The organism is Mycobacterium sp. OAE908, assembly GCF_017872775.1.
Taxonomy (GTDB): Bacteria; Actinomycetota; Actinomycetes; order Mycobacteriales; family Mycobacteriaceae; genus Mycobacterium.
The window spans coordinates 1,922,950-1,939,637 of sequence record NZ_JAGGJL010000001.1 but is presented as its reverse complement, the minus strand read 5'-3'; the positions used below and the strand labels follow the sequence as shown (position 1 = coordinate 1,939,637).

Below are 16,688 nucleotides of genomic sequence, written 5' to 3'. Positions count from 1 at the left end.
GCAGAGCGATCGCTCGGGCGAGGTTTGACCCAGCGAAATCTCGTCAGTACCCTCGAACAGTCGCCCGCACGTGGCGATACGGCTGCGACCCACGACATCATGGGGACCGCGCCGGTTAGCAAGCGAGACGGACGAGCTTACCAACGGCAATCGCGTCCCCACCGGTATGAGGATTCATCGGCGTGGGTTGCGGATGCCAGACGCAACGAGGAGTGAACAGCCGTGGCCAAGGGCAAGCGGACCTTTCAGCCCAACAACCGCCGACGCGCGCGGGTGCATGGGTTCCGGCTGCGGATGCGCACCCGGGCCGGTCGAGCGATCGTGTCGAACCGGCGCGGCAAGGGGCGCCGCAAGCTGACTGCGTGATTCGACGCAAGGTCTAGCGCGGTGCTTCCGGCTCGGTACCGGATGACGCGGTCGACAGACTTCGGTGCCACCGTCAGTAAAGGGGTGCGCGCGGTGCAGCCCGATCTCGTGGTGCACGCGCTGCGGTCTGGCGACGTTGGCTCCGCGGATGGACCGCTGATCGGATTGGTCGTTTCGAAAGCTGTCGGCGGCGCGGTGCAGCGACACCGGGTCGCCCGTCGTCTGCGCCACGTCGTGCGGACCGTGCTCAATGAACTGGATCCGGCGGACCGCGTGGTGATCCGTGCGTTGCCGGGCAGCAGTCATGCGATCTCGGCGCGGCTGGAACAGGAACTGCGAACGGCGATCCGCCGCGCACGTGCGCGCAGTGAGGCGTCGAGCCAATGAGTTTCGCTGCGCGGGGAGTGATCTTCTTCATCGAGCTGTATCGCCACATGATTTCGCCGATGCGGTTGCCCACCTGCCGGTTCACGCCGACGTGCAGTCAGTACGCGGTCGACGCGCTGGGTGAGTACGGGTTGATACGGGGCGGGACGCTGGCCATGGTGCGACTGCTGAAGTGTGGCCCGTGGCATCGGGGAGGATGGGATCCGATACCCGAGCGCCGAGGCGACTCGCAGCACGACGACTTCTGGGACAGCCCAGCGGAGCAACGGAAGAGCGAAACGCGTGTTTGATTGGTTCAGCCTGGACTTCATCTACTGGCCCGTGTCGGCGATCATGTGGGCTTGGTACAAGGCGTTTGCCTTCGTGCTCGGACCGTCGAACTTCTTCGCATGGGCGCTGTCGGTGATGTTCCTGGTCTTCACGCTGCGCGCGATTCTGTACAAGCCGTTCGTGAGGCAGATCCGCACCACGCGACAGATGCAGGAGTTGCAGCCACAGATCAAGGCGCTGCAGAAGAAGTACGGCAAGGACCGCCAGCGGATGGCGCTGGAAATGCAGAAGCTCCAGCGCGAGCACGGGTTCAACCCGCTGATGGGCTGCCTGCCGATCTTCGCGCAAGTCCCGGTGTTCCTCGGGCTGTATCACGTGCTGCGTTCGTTCAACCGGACCGTGACGGGCGGCATGGGCGGCAGCTTCGGGCCGCATCTGTCGGTGGAGCAGAACCGGGCGACGGGCAACTACATCTTCAGCGCGACCGACGTCGGGCACTTCCTGGACGCCAACCTGTTCGGTGCCCCGATCGGCGCATCGATGATCCAGTCTTCCGGTCTGGACGCGTTCACCGAATTCAGCAGGAGCGCGGTGGTGGCAGTCAGCCTGCCGCTGATGATCGCCGCGGGCATCGCGACGTACTTCAACAGCCGGGCTTCGGTGGCGCGCCAGAGTCCTGAGGCGGCAGCCAACCCGCAGACCGCGATGATGAACAAACTCGCGCTGTACGTGTTCCCGCTCGGCGTCGTCGTCGGCGGCCCGTTCCTGCCGATCGCGATCATCTTGTACTGGTTCTCGAACAACATCTGGACGTTCGCGCAGCAGCACTACGTCTTCGGGAACATCGCCAAGGAAGAAGAAGCCAAGAAGCTCGAGGCGCAGGAGAGACGGGCGGCCAATGCGCCGAAGCCGGGCGCCAAACCCGATCGACAACGGAAACCTGACAGCGCGCCGAGCGAGCCGGCGGTCAGCGACGGTGTGGAAGTCACGGACTCGCCGGACGCCGTGATCGACGGGAAGGCGGCGCCGGAGACGCCGGGCCCGGGAGCGACGCCGCGGCCTGGCGCGCGACCCAAGAAGCGGAAACGTTGACCGGAGCACGATCCGGTGGTGGATGAGGGAGAGACAGTGATGACGGACGCCGAGACGACCGAACGCAGCGACGAGTTGACCGACGACGACAACGGCACGGAAACCTCGACCGCAACGGGAGAGGATCTCGAAGAGCGGTTGGTAGCCGAAGGTGAGATCGCAGGCGACTATCTCGAGGAGTTGTTGGACCTGCTGGACTTCGACGGCGATATCGATCTGGATGTCGAGGGCGACCGCGCGGTGGTGAGCATCGACGGCGGTGGTGACCTGACGAAGTTGGTGGGACGCAAGGGCGAGGTGCTCGACGCGCTGCAGGAGCTGACCCGGTTGGCGGTGCACCAGAAGACCGGTGAGCGCAGCCGGCTGATGCTGGACATCGCGCGCTGGCGTCGGCGGCGCCGCGACGAGTTGGCCGCGCTTGGCGAGAAGGTCGCCCGTCGGGTGTTGGAGTCGGGGGAGCGAGAAGAGCTGACCCCGATGACGCCGTTCGAGCGGAAGATCGTGCACGACGCGGTCGCCGCCGTCGACGGTGTGCACAGCGAAAGCGAGGGCGTCGAGCCCTCGCGCCGCGTGGTTGTGCTGCTCGACTGAGGCGCGAGTTACACGGATGTAGTTCCTGCGCCACCCCGTTTGGGCCCGCGAGATCCGGAGGATGTTTCACGTGAAACATGTAGAGGTGACCGCGGCGCCGGAAGCCGCGGCGGTCCTCTTCGGGTCGGAGTTGGCGCGCGCCCAGCGGTACGCCGAAATCTTGGCCGGCGCGGGTGTGGAGCGCGGCCTGCTAGGACCCCGAGAAGTCGACCGCATCTGGGACCGTCACATATTGAATAGTGCGGCGGTGGCCGAATTGCTCGACCCGAACGAGCGGATCGCCGACATCGGTAGTGGAGCCGGGCTACCCGGGATACCGTTGGCGTTGGCCCGGCCCGACCTTCGGCTCACCCTCATCGAACCACTTCTTCGCCGCAGTGAGTTCCTGCGCGAGGTGGCCGACGATCTGGGTCTCGAGATCGCGATCGTTCGGGGCCGGGCCGAGGATCGGTCCGTGCGACAGCAAGCGGGGGAGATGGACGCGGTTGTCTCCAGAGCGGTGGCGGCTCTGGACAAGCTGACGAAGTGGAGCGTGCCGCTGCTCCGTCCGGATGGCCGGATGGTGGCGATCAAGGGCGAACGTGCGGAAGACGAGATCCGGGAGCACCGGCGTGTGATGGCAACGCTGGGTGCGGTCGATGTAAGGGTGATGAAATGTGGCGCGGACTTCTTGGACCCACCCGTGACCGTGGTCGTGGCGCGGCACGAGGGAACGGTTCGGGGGGCGGACCGACCGCCACGAACGGGCAGGAGAAGAGGATGACTCCGGAGGAGTCGCAACATCCCGATGTTTCACGTGAAACATGGGAGGGGCCGCCGAGGGAATCGTGGGTCGACCAAGCCGGAATCGATACCCCGATCGGAGCCGAGGCAGAGCGCGCCGTCAAGCTGCTGCACGCCGCGGCGAAGGGCGGACTACCCCGGCCGGCGCGCCAGCGAGTCTTTACGATCGCCAACCAGAAGGGCGGCGTCGGCAAGACGACGACGGCGGTCAATGTCGCCGCGGCGCTTGCGCTGCAGGGACTGAGCATCCTCGTGGTCGACCTCGACCCGCAGGGCAACGCCAGCACCGCACTCGGCATCGAACACCGCGAAGGCACCCCGTCGTCCTACGAGGTGTTGATCGGCGAGATCCCACTGCAGACCGCGATCCAGCGCAGCCCGCACAGCGAGCGACTGTTCTGCGTTCCGGCGACCATCGACCTCGCAGGCGCCGAGATTGAATTGGTCAGCATGGTGGCGCGCGAAGGACGGCTACGCACCGCGCTCGCTGCGCTGAAGGACTACGACTTCGACTACGTCTTCATCGACTGCCCGCCGTCGCTTGGCTTGCTGACCATCAACGCGCTCGTGGCCGCTCCCGAGGTGTTGATCCCGATCCAATGCGAGTACTACGCGCTGGAGGGGGTGGGGCAGCTGCTCCGCAACATCGAAATGGTCAAGGCGCACCTCAACCCGGAGCTGAACGTCACCACCGTCATCCTCACCATGTACGACGGCCGCACCAAGCTCGCCGACCAAGTCGCCGCCGACGTGCGGGCACACTTCGGGGACAAGGTGCTGCGGACCGTTATCCCGCGCAGCGTCAAGGTGTCCGAAGCACCCGGCTACGGCATGACGATCCTCGATTACGACCCCGGCTCGCGAGGCGCGATGAGCTATATCGATGCCAGCCGCGAACTCGCCGAGCGAGGCGCGCCGCAAGGACAAAGCCGATAACCCGTTTTCGCGAGCAGGAGACAGCACCAATGACTCAACCCAAGAACAAGCGAAGCGGCCTCGGCAGGGGGCTGGCATCGTTGATCCCCACCGGCCCGGCCGACGATGAAGCGGCGGTCCCCTTTGGCTCGCGAATGGGCAACGCCGCCGCCGACGTCGTGATCGGCGGATCATCGGTCACCGACACCGCGGCCGCCGACGTCGGCGCCACCTACCGCGAGATCGATCCGTCGACTATCGACCCCAACCCCAAACAGCCGCGTCAGGTATTCGACGAGGAGTCCCTCTCCGAACTCGTGCATTCAATTCGCGAGTTCGGCCTCATGCAGCCGATCGTCGTGCGTGCCGTGCCGGGCACTCCGCAGGGGGCTCCGCGGTATCAGCTCGTCATGGGGGAGCGGCGCTGGCGCGCAGCGCAGCAGGCCGGTCTTGCCACCATTCCGGCGATCGTGCGCGAGACCGCCGACGACAGCATGCTGCGCGACGCGCTGTTGGAGAACATTCACCGCGTCCAACTCAACCCGCTTGAAGAGGCGGCGGCCTATCAACAGCTGCTCGACGAGTTCGAAGTCACCCACGATGAACTGGCCGCCCGCATCGGCCGGTCGCGCCCGCTGATCACGAACATGATCCGGCTGCTTCGGTTGCCGATCGCCGTACAGCGGCGGGTGGCAGCCGGCGTGCTGTCCGCCGGGCACGCCCGCGCTCTGCTGGCGCTGGAAGGCGGGCCGGAGCAGCAGGAGGAACTGGCGGCGCGCATCGTCGCCGAGGGGCTTTCGGTGCGCGCGACCGAGGAGGCCGTCACGCTGGCGAACCGCGAGACCCCGTCGGCCCCGTCTGCTCCGCGCCGCAAGCCGATTCACATGCCCGGGCTGCAGGACGTTGCTGAGCGGCTGTCGACGGCGTTCGACACACGAGTGACGGTCAGCCTCGGCAAACGAAAAGGCAAGATCGTGGTCGAGTTCGGCTCGGTCGACGACTTGCAACGGATAGTCGAACTCATGAGCACGACCAAGGGCTGACCTACCACACGACGTAATTACGTCACTGTGACACGAAGCGGCCACCCGGACTGTCCACACGACTGCGGCAAAGGAAAACCCATGTGCAGCAACGGGATTCGTATCGGCGGTCCTTGCCGATGAACGAACCCGACGAAAAGGGGCCATCGGCGCCGGGTGCTTCTATCCTGGAGTGGCAGCCGGGCATTTCAGCACCGCGCAGAACTCGGGGAGTTTAGTGGCAGCGCGCATCACGCCTCTACGGCTCGAAGCATTCGAGCAGCTGCCCAAGCACGCACGCCGCTGCGTGTACTGGGAGGTGGATCCGGCGACCCTGCGGGCCGACGACCACCTCAGTGACCCCGAATTCGAGAAGGAAGCGTGGCTGTCGATGGTCATGCTCGAGTGGGGGTCGTGTGGTCAGATGGCAGTGCAGTGCCGCGACTCCGAGGCGGACATCGAGGAAGACCCGGCGATGCCGTTCGACATCGGCGACAACCCCTGCCTTGGCTACGCGTTCTACGCGCCACCCGGGGCGGTGCCCCGCGCGCGGCATTTCCCCACCGGCCCGGTGAGCGCCGACGCCGTGTTGCTGACCTCGCTCGGCGTGGAGTCCGGCCATGATGCCGACGCACTGTCGCGGCATCTGATCGCATCGGTGGTCGGCGATCTTGTCCGCCGCGGCGTTCGTGCGCTGGAAGCGTTCGGGCGTACCGCCGAAGTGACCGAACTGCAGGACCCCATGGCGGTGGCACCCGAATTGCGGCCCGTCGTCGAGGTACTTGGCGACTGCGCGGTGGACCAGTGCATGCTCGACGTCGATCTGCTGCGGGACGCCGGCTTTGTCGTCGTCACACAGCACCGCTACTTCCCCCGCCTGCGACTGGAACTCGAGCAGGGGCTGGGATGGAAGGCCGAAGTGGAGGCGGCGCTGGAGCGGCTACTGGAAAGCGCTCAGCTCCAACAGCCGGTCGGCGCGGGCGCGGGTCCCTGCCTGTAGGCGACTAGGTCGGGCTGACTCGGCCGGCCTGCTCGACCGACAATTCGTGGGCCAACAGCTCGGCGAAAGTGAATGTGCCCGTTGGTCGGTCGTTCTTGCCGAGGAGATAGAGCCGCTTGACCGCGGCGAGCACACCCTCGGCGATCGAATCACGAGCCTGCGCCGAGACCAGCATGCCCCGGTCGTGGGGGTTCGTGATGTAGCCGACGTCGACCTGCACGGTGGGCATGCGGGTCAGCCGCAGCAGATCCCAGGTCCTGCCATGGGTGCGACAGTCGCGTAATCCGGTGCGCGCCACCACTTCTCGCTGAATGAAATCGGAAAGCATGCGGCCGATGGTGGAGACTGACCCGTGCGAATTGCCGAAGTGGAACGAGGCGACGCCGTTGGCGGACGGGCTGGCGTGCGCCGCGCAGCGCAGGCTGATCATCAGGTCGGCGCCGACGGTGTTGGCCGTCGCGGCTCGCTCGGCATCCGAGGGTGCGCGGTTCACCGGGCGGGACAAGAACGTCTCCATGCCGATCGCGGTCATCCGGCCCTCGAGCCGACTTGCCAAGTCCCACAGGATGTCTGCCTCGCTGATCGGCCCGGCAGGACCGTTCATGATCAGGCCGTGATCGCTACCGCCGCGGCCCGGATCGATGATGATGCGCTTGCCCGACAGCCGCGGCCCTGAGCGGCGAACCAGCTCCTCTTCGCGAATCGCGTGCGGTGAGCCGCCGGTGACCCGCGAACCCAGAAAGTACAAGGAGCGCAACGTTTCTGGGCCACAGATGCCGTCGGGGTAGAGGCCGTACTCGCGCTGATAGGACATCAGCGCGTTGTGGGTCTGCAGGCCGAAGTGTCCGTCGACGAGCCCGGTGTAGAAGCCGAGGTCCTGCAGCCGCGCCTGCAACGTCGCAACGTCATCGCCGTACATCGGCGCACCGAACTGATGGTTGAGCGTGCGGGCGCCCAAGCGGTATGACGCTTCTTTGAGCGCACGGAAAGTCGCCTCGCCGACGATCCCGTCGACGAGCAGCCCGCGGTGCTGCTGGAATGCGCGCACCGCATGGTCGAGTTCGTCGTCGAATACGTCGACAGCGACGTGTCGACCGGTGGTGAGGTCCTCGTCGGGGTTGTCGATCATGCCCAACGCCGCCAGTGCCGCCCGGATCTCGGTGACCGCACCCCCGCGGTCACCGTGACGCAGACTCGACATACTCGACCCTTCCCCGGCTGCCCTGCGGGCCGGCATATGTCAGCCCGAAAAACGCTGACGAAGCAAAGACAGGCTAGGCAGCATTGTCGCAGACGGTTCCCATTTTCGAGAAAACCCCAGGCGGGTGTCAGGCCCGCTAATCGCGGCGTTAGACCACGTCAGCGAGCTCGCGCAGCAGCGCGGCCTTGCCTTTCGCGCCGACGATCCGCTTCACCGGGGCGCCGTCCTTGAACAGGATCATCGTCGGGATCGAGACGACCTGAAAATCGCGTGCGGTGGTGGGGTTGGCGTCGACGTCGAGCTTGGCCACCTTGAGCGAGCCGGCCTTGTCGTTGGCGATCTCCTCGAGCACGGGGGCGACCATCTTGCATGGCCCGCACCAGGTGGCCCAGAAGTCGACCAGCACCGGCGTGCTGCTGGACAGCACGTCGTCGGAGAACGAGTCGTCGGTTACGGCGACGGTCGCGGAAGTCTTCTCGGTCATCGTTGGGCTCCAATCAGATCGGTGTTGTCATCCGTTGTGGCGGAAGCGTTTTCAGCCAACCAGCGCTCGGCGTCGATGGACGCCGAACAGCCGGTACCCGCCGCGGTGATGGCTTGGCGGTAGGTGTGGTCGACGAGGTCGCCCGCGGCGAAAACGCCGTCCACCGACGTGCTCGTGGTCCGGCCCTTGGTCAGCACATAGCCTTCGGCGTCGAGATCGACCTGGCCGCGCACCAACTCCGACCGCGGGTCATGGCCGATCGCGACGAACACACCGGTCACAGCGAGTTCGGATTCTTCACCGGTGACCGCGTTGCGCAACCGCACACCGGTGACCTTCGGATCGCCCTCGATCGACGTCACCTGGGTGTTGGTGAGGAACCTGATCTTCTCGTTCTCACGGGCGCGCTCGAGCATGATCTTGGAGGCGCGGAACTCCTCGCGGCGGTGGATGAGCGTGACGCTGCGGGCGAACCGGGTGAGGAAGGTCGCTTCCTCCATCGCGGAGTCGCCGCCGCCGACCACGGCGATGTCTTGGTCGCGGAAGAAGAAGCCGTCACACGTCGCACAGGTGGAAACGCCCATGCCGATCAGCGCCTCCTCGCCGGGCACACCGAGGTGCCGGGCCTGGGCGCCCATCGCGAGGATGACGGCACGCGCCTGGTAGGTGTCGTCGCCGACGGTCACCGACTTGACCGGCCCCTCGAGTGAGACGGCGTCGACGTCCTCCATCCGCAGGTCCGCGCCGAAGCGCAGCGCCTGCTCACGCATCTCGTCCATCAACTCCGGGCCGGTGATGCCCTCACGGAAACCGGGGTAGTTCTCGACCTCGGTGGTGGTCATCAGCGCGCCGCCGAATTGGGTGCCCTCGAATACCAACGGCTTCAGCTGTGCGCGGGCCGCGTACACCGCGGCGGTGTAACCGGCCGGGCCTGAGCCGATGATGATGACGTCATGAACGGTGGATGAGGAGGTCATGCGAACCTTTCTGCCGTATCACGTCGGCACGGATACAAACACCAGGGTATGCCCCGGTGTTCCCGGTGGCCTGCAGGACAGATTACGGACGAGCGACCAACGTATTGGCGAGCAGCCCGCTGTGACCCGCATTGCAGTCCGCCTCGACGACCAGTGCGAGAACTGTTCGCGGGGTGTCTGCGGGCAACACGATCAGCACCGCGGCCCGACCGTTCATGTCGACTGGCCGAGCGCCGAGCACCGCGGTCGCACCCGAGTAGCCGAGCGCGGACAGGCAGGAGGCCCGCTGCGCGGGGTCGGCCAGGGGGCCGTAGTCCGGGCGCTGCGACAGCAGCCCGACGATCTGCGGGTTCGACAGCGGCAGCTCGGTGGCCTGTCGCGTGACCGTGATGCTCTCGGCGGTCGGTCCCATCGACCATCTCGGCGCTGGGTCGCGCGTCAGCATCAGGCCGCCGACGACGGCGCCGACGACCGCTGCGCAGATGCCCGTGACGAGCGCAGCGAGCTGCCACCGCGGCGTGTGCCGAGCCGAATGTGCAGGGGCGTGGCGTTGCTCTCGCAGGGCGGCGCCGATGCGGGCGCTCACTTCGGCGGGGACCTCGGGCGCAGAGGACTGGTCGGCGCCGAGATCGGCGAGGTCGCGGCGGACCCGGTCGAGCGCCGCGAGCGTGGCTGCGGCGTCGGGATCAGTGCGCACACGCTGGCGTAGCTCCGCGGCCGTGGCGTCGTCGAGCAGGCCGGCCTGCAGGTCGGCGAGCAGCTCGGGCGTGATCGCCTCGGGTTCGCGCCCCGCGCCGTCGTCCATCGCCGCCCCCGCCGGTTGTGCCATGCCCTGACGCAAGCCAGTCTCCACCACGGACGGTTAGACGCTGCCCCCGACATCACGGTTCCCGCTGTGTGTCGCGGCGCCGGCGTTGAAGTGTTCGAGCGCTTCGGCCAGCTTGGCCCTGGCCCGCGAGCACCGGCTCTTCACGGTGCCCTCGGCGATGCCCAGCATCCGCGCGGTCTCGGCCACCGAGTAGCCCTGCATGTCGACCGCGACGACCGCGGCGCGTTGTTCGACCGGCAGCCGCATCAGGGCACGCTCGACGACGATCGCGGTGTCGACGTGCGGCATCGGATCGCCGATGTGACAGGCGTCGTCGTCAAGGGCGGTGGTGGGATTGTGCATGTGCCGGCGCAACCGGTCCAGGCAGGCGTTGACGACGATGCGGTAGAGCCAACTGCTGACCGCTGAGTCATGGCGGAAGGCAGGCGCATTGCGATGCGCCTTGAGCATCGCATCCTGCAGGGCGTCCGCGGCGTCTTCGGGGCTGCGGCTGGACATCTGCGCCAGCCGGTACAGCTGGCGTTGGTGTCGGTAGAACAGCTCCTCGAAGGCGTACCGGTCACCGGCGACGTGAGCGGCCAGCAACTCGGCATCCGACCGGCCGACTCCTTCGAAGCTCCCCACAAGCGAACACTAAGCGGATTCCCAGGCAGGTCTTTACACAAGTTTGCGCCGCTGGGGATAGCCGCTCGTTTACGAGGCGGCCTTCAGCGTGACCTCTGCGATGTCCGAGCGGCTCTTGCCGTCGACCTGGCCCAGCGTCGACACCCACACCAGCACGTTCGACGTGGGCGTCGGGTTGTCGACCTTGATGGTGTTCGAGCCGGCCTTCAGCGTGGTGGCGGGCACCAGCACGGTGGTGTCGTCCAGCGTCGCGGGTGTCGGCGTCTGCGCCGCACGGATCTGCACCGCGGTGCCGGTGCTGTTCAGGTCGATGGTGACCTCGGCGAGCTTCGTCGGCTGCGGCAACTGCAGCATCAGCCCGACGCCGTTCTTGAAATTCGGGAACGGAACCGGATCCGTGTACGTGTCGATGGGCCACACGGTCGCGGGATTGCCGTCGATGGCCTTGCCGGCCTCGTCGGGTGCGTCGGCTTCCCCCTCGGGTGAAAACACCGTTACGCGAACGGGTTTCACGACCTTGCCTGCCGAATTGTCGGCGCCCTGTGCTGACGTCGTCGGAGCGTTCAGCCCCAACTGGTCGCCGCCGAGACCACCGCCGACGTCTCCGAAGATCCCTTTCAGAACAGAGGCCAGCACGATCAGCGCGATGACGATGATCACGGCGCCGACGCCGAGCCCGACCATCAGCCCTTTGCGGCGTCGGGTCGCGGACTCCGGATCGCTGGCGGGCCCATCGCGGAACTGCGACGGCGGCGGCACGGGGGGCTGGTCGACCGGCTCGATCAACTCGGTGCGGTCGGCGACGGCGGTGGCCTGCTGCAGCAGGTTCAGCAGCGTCGGGGCGCTGCGGATGCCGCCGCCCTCCTGCACCGCGCGCGCCGCGGCAGCCGAGATCTGGAACGGGATGTCGCGATCGACGGCTCGCGGTTCGATCGGCTGGCCTGCGGGATCCAGCTCGGCGGCGGCCATACCGCTGCGCACCCCCGACTCGGCGAGCGGCCAGCGGTTGATCAGCAGCGCATACAACGCGGCGCCGATACCCCGGATGTCGTCTTCTGGCGTGGCGTCGGGCATGGTTGCCGGGAACGCCAATGCGACGTCGCCCTCGATGCTGACCCGCACGCGGCTGGGATGGTCGATCGACAACGCGACGCCGGAGCGGTGGGCGGCCTCTGCCGCCGCTGCCAGCGATTGGATGGCGCGCGCCCCGCCGATCGGCGACGGAGACGTCTCGGCCACTTCGGCCAGCGAGCCACCGCGGATCCACTCCGAAACCACCAGCCCGCCGGAGCCGGTGCTGGCGACGTCGAGCACCCTGGCGACGCCGGGCATGTCGAGGCGGCTCAACTTGAGCGTGCGGGCCAGGATCTCCTGCACCTGCTCGTCGGGCAGCGCAGCATCCGGGTCGACGAACGTCAGCGCGACCTGCCGGTCGAGCGCGGTGTCGAGCGCCTGCCAGAACTGCAGGTTCGGCGGGCCGCCGTGGAAGACCAGCAGCCGGTATCGGCCGCCGCCGATGCTGGCCCCGGGAATCAGGTGCACATCCTCGTCGGCGGTGGCCGACTCGATCGCGGGCTCACGCGGCGGCGCCAGGCCCACCGGTTCGCGCGTGGGGTCGCCGCCGTAGTCGGCAGGCGGGCGGCCGGACACCGGCATCGGCGACGTGCCGTTGGCGGGGTCGACGGGCTCGGCGGGAACGTCGGGTGCGAAGTCATCAGCCGACGGGCGGGGAAGCTTGGTCGTGGCGGTGCCGTCGGGGGCGGGGGCGGCGCCGGTCGCTTGGTCGTCGGTCACCGCTGGTCCCTTCCGCATCCAGTCACCGGCAACGCTGGCCGGAGGCCCGCGCCGGGCCGCCGCCGGGAATTGACGATGGCGTGTCGCGAGCGAATTCCTCTGATCAGCGTACGTGAGGGGGCCACCCGGGCGTGGCCGGTCGGAGGGGGCCGACGGCGGTACGGCTACCCGTTTGCCCCTGCCGAGACGGCGTCGGATGGCAGCCACAGCGGCCTGCGCGTCGGGCACCCGGGCGGCCACCAGCACCCCGCCGATGATCGGCACCATGATCAACCCGAGCACCAGCAGCCGCAGCAGTGAACCCGCGCCGCCCCAATTGCGGGTCAGTGCTTCCAGCCCGAAGAGCTGATCGACGACGTTCGCGACGAGCCCGGCGATCAGCGATGCCGCGATCGTGACGAGGATGGTGCGCACCACCGGCAGGCTGATCAGCCGCCCGTCGGGTGGGTTCAGGTTGGTGCGCAGCAGGAAGTAGCCGACGGTCGCGCCGGCCAGGAACCCAAGACCGTTGGCCAGCCCGAGGTAACCGGCAACCAGTTCCGGGTCATCGGTCAGATACGGCGCCGCCAGCGACGCGGCGACCTTGACGATCGTGATCACGACGATCAGCAGGATCGGGGTCCACGGCTGCTCGCGGGCATAGAACACCCGAAGTACAAGCAGCACAAGGGCATACGGGATCAACGTGAATGCCGACAAGGTGATGGCCATGCCGAGATAGCCCGCGTCGGTTTCCCCGAAATTGCCGTAGGCGAACAGCGCGCTACCGATCGCCGGCCCGCCGACGGTCATCATCGCGACGATCGGGATCAGTGTCACCATCGTCAGCCGGGTGGCCAGCGACAGGTCGGCGAGGACCGCGGGGACATCGTCGGCGGCGGCGTTGCGGCTGAGCCGCGGCATCACGACGGTCAACACCGTCACGCCGATCATGCCGAACGGCAGCATCAGCACCAGCCAGGTGTAGTTGTAGATCGCGGGGCCGGAAGCTGCTGCGCCGCTGGCGATCCGGTTGCCGACGATCAAACCGATCTGGCTGATCAACACGTACAGCACCATGGCCGCGGCCATCGCGCCGAACTTCTTGAGCCTGTCGTCGATGCCCCACAGCGGGCGAAGGCTGATGCGCTCCTTTCGAATCGCGACCAGCAGCACAGCCGTCTGCGCGAAGACGCCGAGCGTCGTTCCGATGCCGAGCACGAGCAGCTTGGCGTTGCCCATTTCCACGGGGTCGATCGAAAGTTCGCCCGGCACAATGAGATACAAGACCAACGTGGCGATGGCGACGATGTTGTTGACTACGGGTGCCCACGCGGGTGGCCCAAACACGTTGCGGGTGTTGAGGATCGCCATGAAGACCGACGACAGGCCGTAGAACAACACCTGCGGTAACAGCAGATACGCGAAAGCTGTGGTGAGTGCTCGGTTGACCTGAGGGTCGCTGCCCAGCATCAGCCGAACGAGCAGGGGAGCGGCGGCCACCGACAGCAGGGTGACCACGACGAGCAGCGCGGTGGCCAGCGTGACGAGCCGACGGACGAACGCGGTGCCGCCGTCGGGGTCGTCGCGCTCGGCGCGCGCCAGCACCGGGACGAAGATCGCGGTGAACGTCGCCTCTAGGACCAGCGCGGCGATCAGGTTCGGCAGCTGGTTGGCCACCGAGAACGCCGACGACAGCGCGGCGCCGAGGATCGCGGCCAACAGCACGATGCGGGTGAAGCCGGTGATCCGGCTGATCAGCGTCGCGAATGCCATGCCCCACGACCGCGACACCACCGCGGCGTCGGAGAGTTCAGGGCGGCCGGCCCGCCGTCGCGGAGCCGGGCCGCGGGGCAGCCGCGGCGGCGGTGTCCTGCCGGCGGGCGGGTAGTTCGGAGTCCGCGGTGGGTAGCGGCGCGGCGGCACGCGGTTGACGGGCGGCGGCTGCGGCGGCGGGCCGCCGGCGGCGGTCATCCGTCCTCGCTGCTGCGGCTCATCGCGCGCGGCGACTCGTCGACATCCTTCGCATAGGCGATCGCGACGTCTATCGGGTCGGGCCGGTCCAGATCGGCCGGGTCGGGTTCGCCGCGGAAGCGGTGCCACAGTCGTCGACCGACGAGCAGCGCCAACACCACACCGCCGGTCAGCGTGATGAAGAACAGCACCTTGCCGTAGGCGTTGGAATGCACCGAGAGCCGTACCGGTTCGCCGAGCGGCAGACCGTCGGCGGTGTGCAACGCCACGTCGACGGCCACCCGCTGCGTGAAGTGCACCTCGATCGGCACTTTGAGCGGCAGATAACCGGGGGGCAGCACGATCTCGCCCATGTCGGTCACCGTCATGCCCGGCGGCGCGGCGATCTGCAGCCGCACCCGGATCGGCACGGGAAGGTCGTTGCGCAGCGCCAACGGCAGCGGGCTGTGCTCGGTGGCCAGCGTGTAGGAGCCGCCGGGGTTGACGATGGTGACGGCCCCGAACAGGTCGTCCACGGTGTGTCCGACGGTGGTCAGCCGCTGCTGGGCCAGGCCGTTACGGGCGTCCGGCGGCACCGTCTGGCTCAGCGCGCGAAGCATGTCCTCGCGCAGCGGCGCGGTGTACTGGGCACCGGTCAGGCCGGTGCGGTCGTCGGTGGCCAGCACGCCCGACAGCCCCCAGAGCCGCGCTGTCGTCGCCGCGATACCGGATACCACGCCGTCGTTGAACCGGCCGCGCGGATTCCCCAGAGCTTCCTCGGGAGGCGACGTGAGGTCCTGGGCGGGGATCGCGTTGGCCTCGGCGATCACCGCAGGAAGCGGCCGCGCCACGGCCAGGCCGGCGTGGATGGTCGATGCCACCGCGGTCAGGATCGCCTGCGCGTCGTCGGGCGCCAGGTTCCAGGCCAGCGGCGGCGAGAGGATCTGGGTGCGCGGCTCGGTGTCCGGGTGCAGGCCGCGCCACAGCAGCGAGCCGATGGCATCCTGGCGCCGCGCCACCTGCGAGTCGTGTTTGACCGGAATGTCCAGCGACGGGTCGAGATACGACGGCGAAGCAGGCTCGGTGCCCGCGCCGGCAAGCGCGGCGCCGACGGCCGGGTCGAACGGCGTGGCCGCCACTTCCGTCGTGTACCTGACCGGTCGCACATCTGCCGTCGCAGCCTCGCCCGTGGCCGAGTCCTGCGCGGCGCTGTTGGCGGCGGCGATCGCTACCGTCGGGCCCTGCACCGACAGCAGCTCGACCGTGGGCGCAGTCAGCGGACCGTCGCCGACGAGCGTGGCCCCCCGCGTCGACGTCACCCCGAGGATCTGGTCGACGATGTCGGCGGCGCTCTTGGTGGCGATCGCGCTCAGCCCCTTGTCGCCGACGCGTTGCAGTGCATCGAGGTCGGCCTGCGAATAGGTCGTCGGGGCCACGCACATCCGCTGCGCCAGACCCTTGAGTCGGTTGAGCCAGGCGACCGCGGTGTCCTTGCCGGCGCCTGGATGCGTTGGTGTGCCGGGGCCCGCGTCGGGGGCGTCGTTGACGACGTAGCCGCCGGTCATCGCGTTGACGGTGACCAGCAGGTCGGGGTCGACGGCCAGGCACGTCGCGTTGCGCACCTCGCCGCCGGGGTCTACCGGCGGGCTGGTCGCGAAGTCGATCGCCGACAACAGGGTGTCGAGCCGGCCGCCGGGCGCGAGCGAGGTCGCCAGGTCGTCGTCGATCAACCGGACGGGTGTCGTCCCGCCCGGTGCGCCTGCCGCTAGTCGTGGCCGATCGGCAAGTGGCCACAGCATGGTCAGCCGAACAGGTTTGGAGGTGTCGGGTGGTACCACCGACGTCAGCGTGTCCACAGCGGAGTCGGCCGCGGGTTCGGGCGGCACCCCGAGCACTGGAAGCAGGAAGCGGGCGTCGTCGAGGCGGGCCGGTGCGCCGTAATCCGGTGTGCCGTTGACGTTGACCATGATCGGGTACACGCCGGGCTGGTCGATGTGCAGCGACGGCAGTTCCGCCGACCGCAGCGGGTAGGACAGATTGAACGGAACTTCTTGTCCGCGAAGCAATTCCGGGGCCAGCGTGATGAAATCGGCGACAGCCTCGTATTGGTCGACGTTGCCGGTGAGGTTGGTGCGCAGCCCGGCCGACGAAGTGACAGCCGACGCGTGTTCGAGGCGGACCATCACGTCGCGCACCGGCCGGTCGCCGACGTTGGCGATCGTTCCGCTGACGGTGACGACCGGCTCGCTGGTGGTGGTCACCACGTCGGGGGTGATGCGGTCGATGCGCACCTGCAGGAACGGAACGGCGCCCGGCTCACCCGCGGCGGCGTGGGGGAGCGCGACGGGGGCGGCGATGATCGTCATCAGCGCGAGGGCGGCCAGCAGCCGCGCCAGCACTCGCGGCATCGCCGCGGGTAGG

The 16,688-nt window shown here is 68.0% G+C and carries 16 protein-coding genes; 9 read left to right on the top strand and 7 right to left on the bottom strand.

Annotation, left to right across the window (positions count from 1 at the left end; translation table 11 throughout):
• The first annotated feature begins 222 nt into the window (after window positions 1-222).
• The 9 genes from rpmH to J3E61_RS09510 all read left to right on the top strand — a co-directional run bounded on the left by rpmH (window position 223) and on the right by J3E61_RS09510 (window position 6,426).
• Window positions 223-366: a 50S ribosomal protein L34 gene (gene rpmH / locus J3E61_RS09550; RefSeq protein ID WP_015310228.1), complete on the top strand. Its 144-nt coding sequence runs from the start codon at window positions 223-225 to the stop codon at window positions 364-366.
• Between the two features lie 21 nt (window positions 367-387).
• Window positions 388-753 carry a ribonuclease P protein component gene (locus J3E61_RS09545; protein WP_210083386.1) on the top strand — a complete coding sequence of 122 codons (366 nt, stop codon included), beginning with the start codon at window positions 388-390 and terminating at the stop codon, window positions 751-753.
• Complete coding sequence (gene yidD / locus J3E61_RS09540) at window positions 750-1,043, top strand: membrane protein insertion efficiency factor YidD (protein WP_210083385.1); 294 nt, start codon at window positions 750-752, stop codon at window positions 1,041-1,043. The genes J3E61_RS09545 and yidD overlap by 4 nt, the downstream gene beginning before the upstream one ends.
• A complete protein-coding gene (gene yidC, locus J3E61_RS09535; protein ID WP_210083384.1) occupies window positions 1,036-2,115 on the top strand; it encodes a membrane protein insertase YidC in 1,080 nt (359 codons plus the stop codon). Before yidD ends, yidC begins: the two co-directional genes overlap by 8 nt.
• A gap of 39 nt (window positions 2,116-2,154) precedes the next feature.
• Window positions 2,155-2,706 carry a single-stranded DNA-binding protein gene (locus J3E61_RS09530; RefSeq protein ID WP_210085495.1) on the top strand — a complete coding sequence of 184 codons (552 nt, stop codon included), beginning with the start codon at window positions 2,155-2,157 and terminating at the stop codon, window positions 2,704-2,706.
• Window positions 2,707-2,776: 70 nt separating this feature from the next.
• Complete coding sequence (rsmG, locus tag J3E61_RS09525; protein WP_210083383.1) at window positions 2,777-3,469, top strand: 16S rRNA (guanine(527)-N(7))-methyltransferase RsmG; 693 nt, start codon at window positions 2,777-2,779, stop codon at window positions 3,467-3,469.
• Window positions 3,466-4,425 (top strand): ParA family protein, encoded by a 960-nt coding sequence (locus tag J3E61_RS09520; protein ID WP_210083382.1) that lies wholly within the window; start codon window positions 3,466-3,468, stop codon window positions 4,423-4,425. Before rsmG ends, J3E61_RS09520 begins: the two co-directional genes overlap by 4 nt.
• A 29-nt stretch (window positions 4,426-4,454) precedes the next feature.
• Window positions 4,455-5,447: a ParB/RepB/Spo0J family partition protein gene (locus J3E61_RS09515; protein ID WP_210083381.1), complete on the top strand. Its 993-nt coding sequence runs from the start codon at window positions 4,455-4,457 to the stop codon at window positions 5,445-5,447.
• Window positions 5,448-5,664: 217 nt separating this feature from the next.
• Window positions 5,665-6,426 (top strand): acetyltransferase, encoded by a 762-nt coding sequence (locus tag J3E61_RS09510; RefSeq protein WP_210083380.1) that lies wholly within the window; start codon window positions 5,665-5,667, stop codon window positions 6,424-6,426.
• Between the two features lie 4 nt (window positions 6,427-6,430).
• Here J3E61_RS09510 and J3E61_RS09505 read toward each other — a convergent pair whose 3' ends face one another.
• From J3E61_RS09505 to J3E61_RS09475, 7 genes are all read right to left on the bottom strand, one after another.
• Complete coding sequence (locus J3E61_RS09505) at window positions 6,431-7,663, bottom strand: peptidoglycan-binding protein (RefSeq protein ID WP_192724964.1); 1,233 nt, start codon at window positions 7,661-7,663, stop codon at window positions 6,431-6,433.
• Between the two features lie 112 nt (window positions 7,664-7,775).
• Window positions 7,776-8,111, bottom strand: a complete 336-nt coding sequence (gene trxA / locus J3E61_RS09500; RefSeq protein ID WP_210083379.1) for a thioredoxin — start codon at window positions 8,109-8,111, stop codon at window positions 7,776-7,778.
• On the bottom strand, window positions 8,108-9,088 hold the full coding sequence (trxB, locus tag J3E61_RS09495) for a thioredoxin-disulfide reductase (protein ID WP_192724962.1): 981 nt from the start codon (window positions 9,086-9,088) through the stop codon (window positions 8,108-8,110). The genes trxA and trxB overlap by 4 nt, the downstream gene beginning before the upstream one ends.
• An 82-nt stretch (window positions 9,089-9,170) precedes the next feature.
• Complete coding sequence (locus J3E61_RS09490) at window positions 9,171-9,893, bottom strand: hypothetical protein (RefSeq protein ID WP_210085494.1); 723 nt, start codon at window positions 9,891-9,893, stop codon at window positions 9,171-9,173.
• Window positions 9,894-9,950: 57 nt separating this feature from the next.
• A complete protein-coding gene (gene sigM, locus J3E61_RS09485) occupies window positions 9,951-10,541 on the bottom strand; it encodes an RNA polymerase sigma factor SigM (RefSeq protein WP_210083378.1) in 591 nt (196 codons plus the stop codon).
• Between the two features lie 69 nt (window positions 10,542-10,610).
• Window positions 10,611-14,288, bottom strand: a complete 3,678-nt coding sequence (gene murJ / locus J3E61_RS09480) for a murein biosynthesis integral membrane protein MurJ (protein WP_210083377.1) — start codon at window positions 14,286-14,288, stop codon at window positions 10,611-10,613.
• Window positions 14,285-16,675: a hypothetical protein gene (locus tag J3E61_RS09475; RefSeq protein WP_210085493.1), complete on the bottom strand. Its 2,391-nt coding sequence runs from the start codon at window positions 16,673-16,675 to the stop codon at window positions 14,285-14,287. The genes murJ and J3E61_RS09475 overlap by 4 nt, the downstream gene beginning before the upstream one ends.
• Window positions 16,676-16,688: the final 13 nt, after the last annotated feature.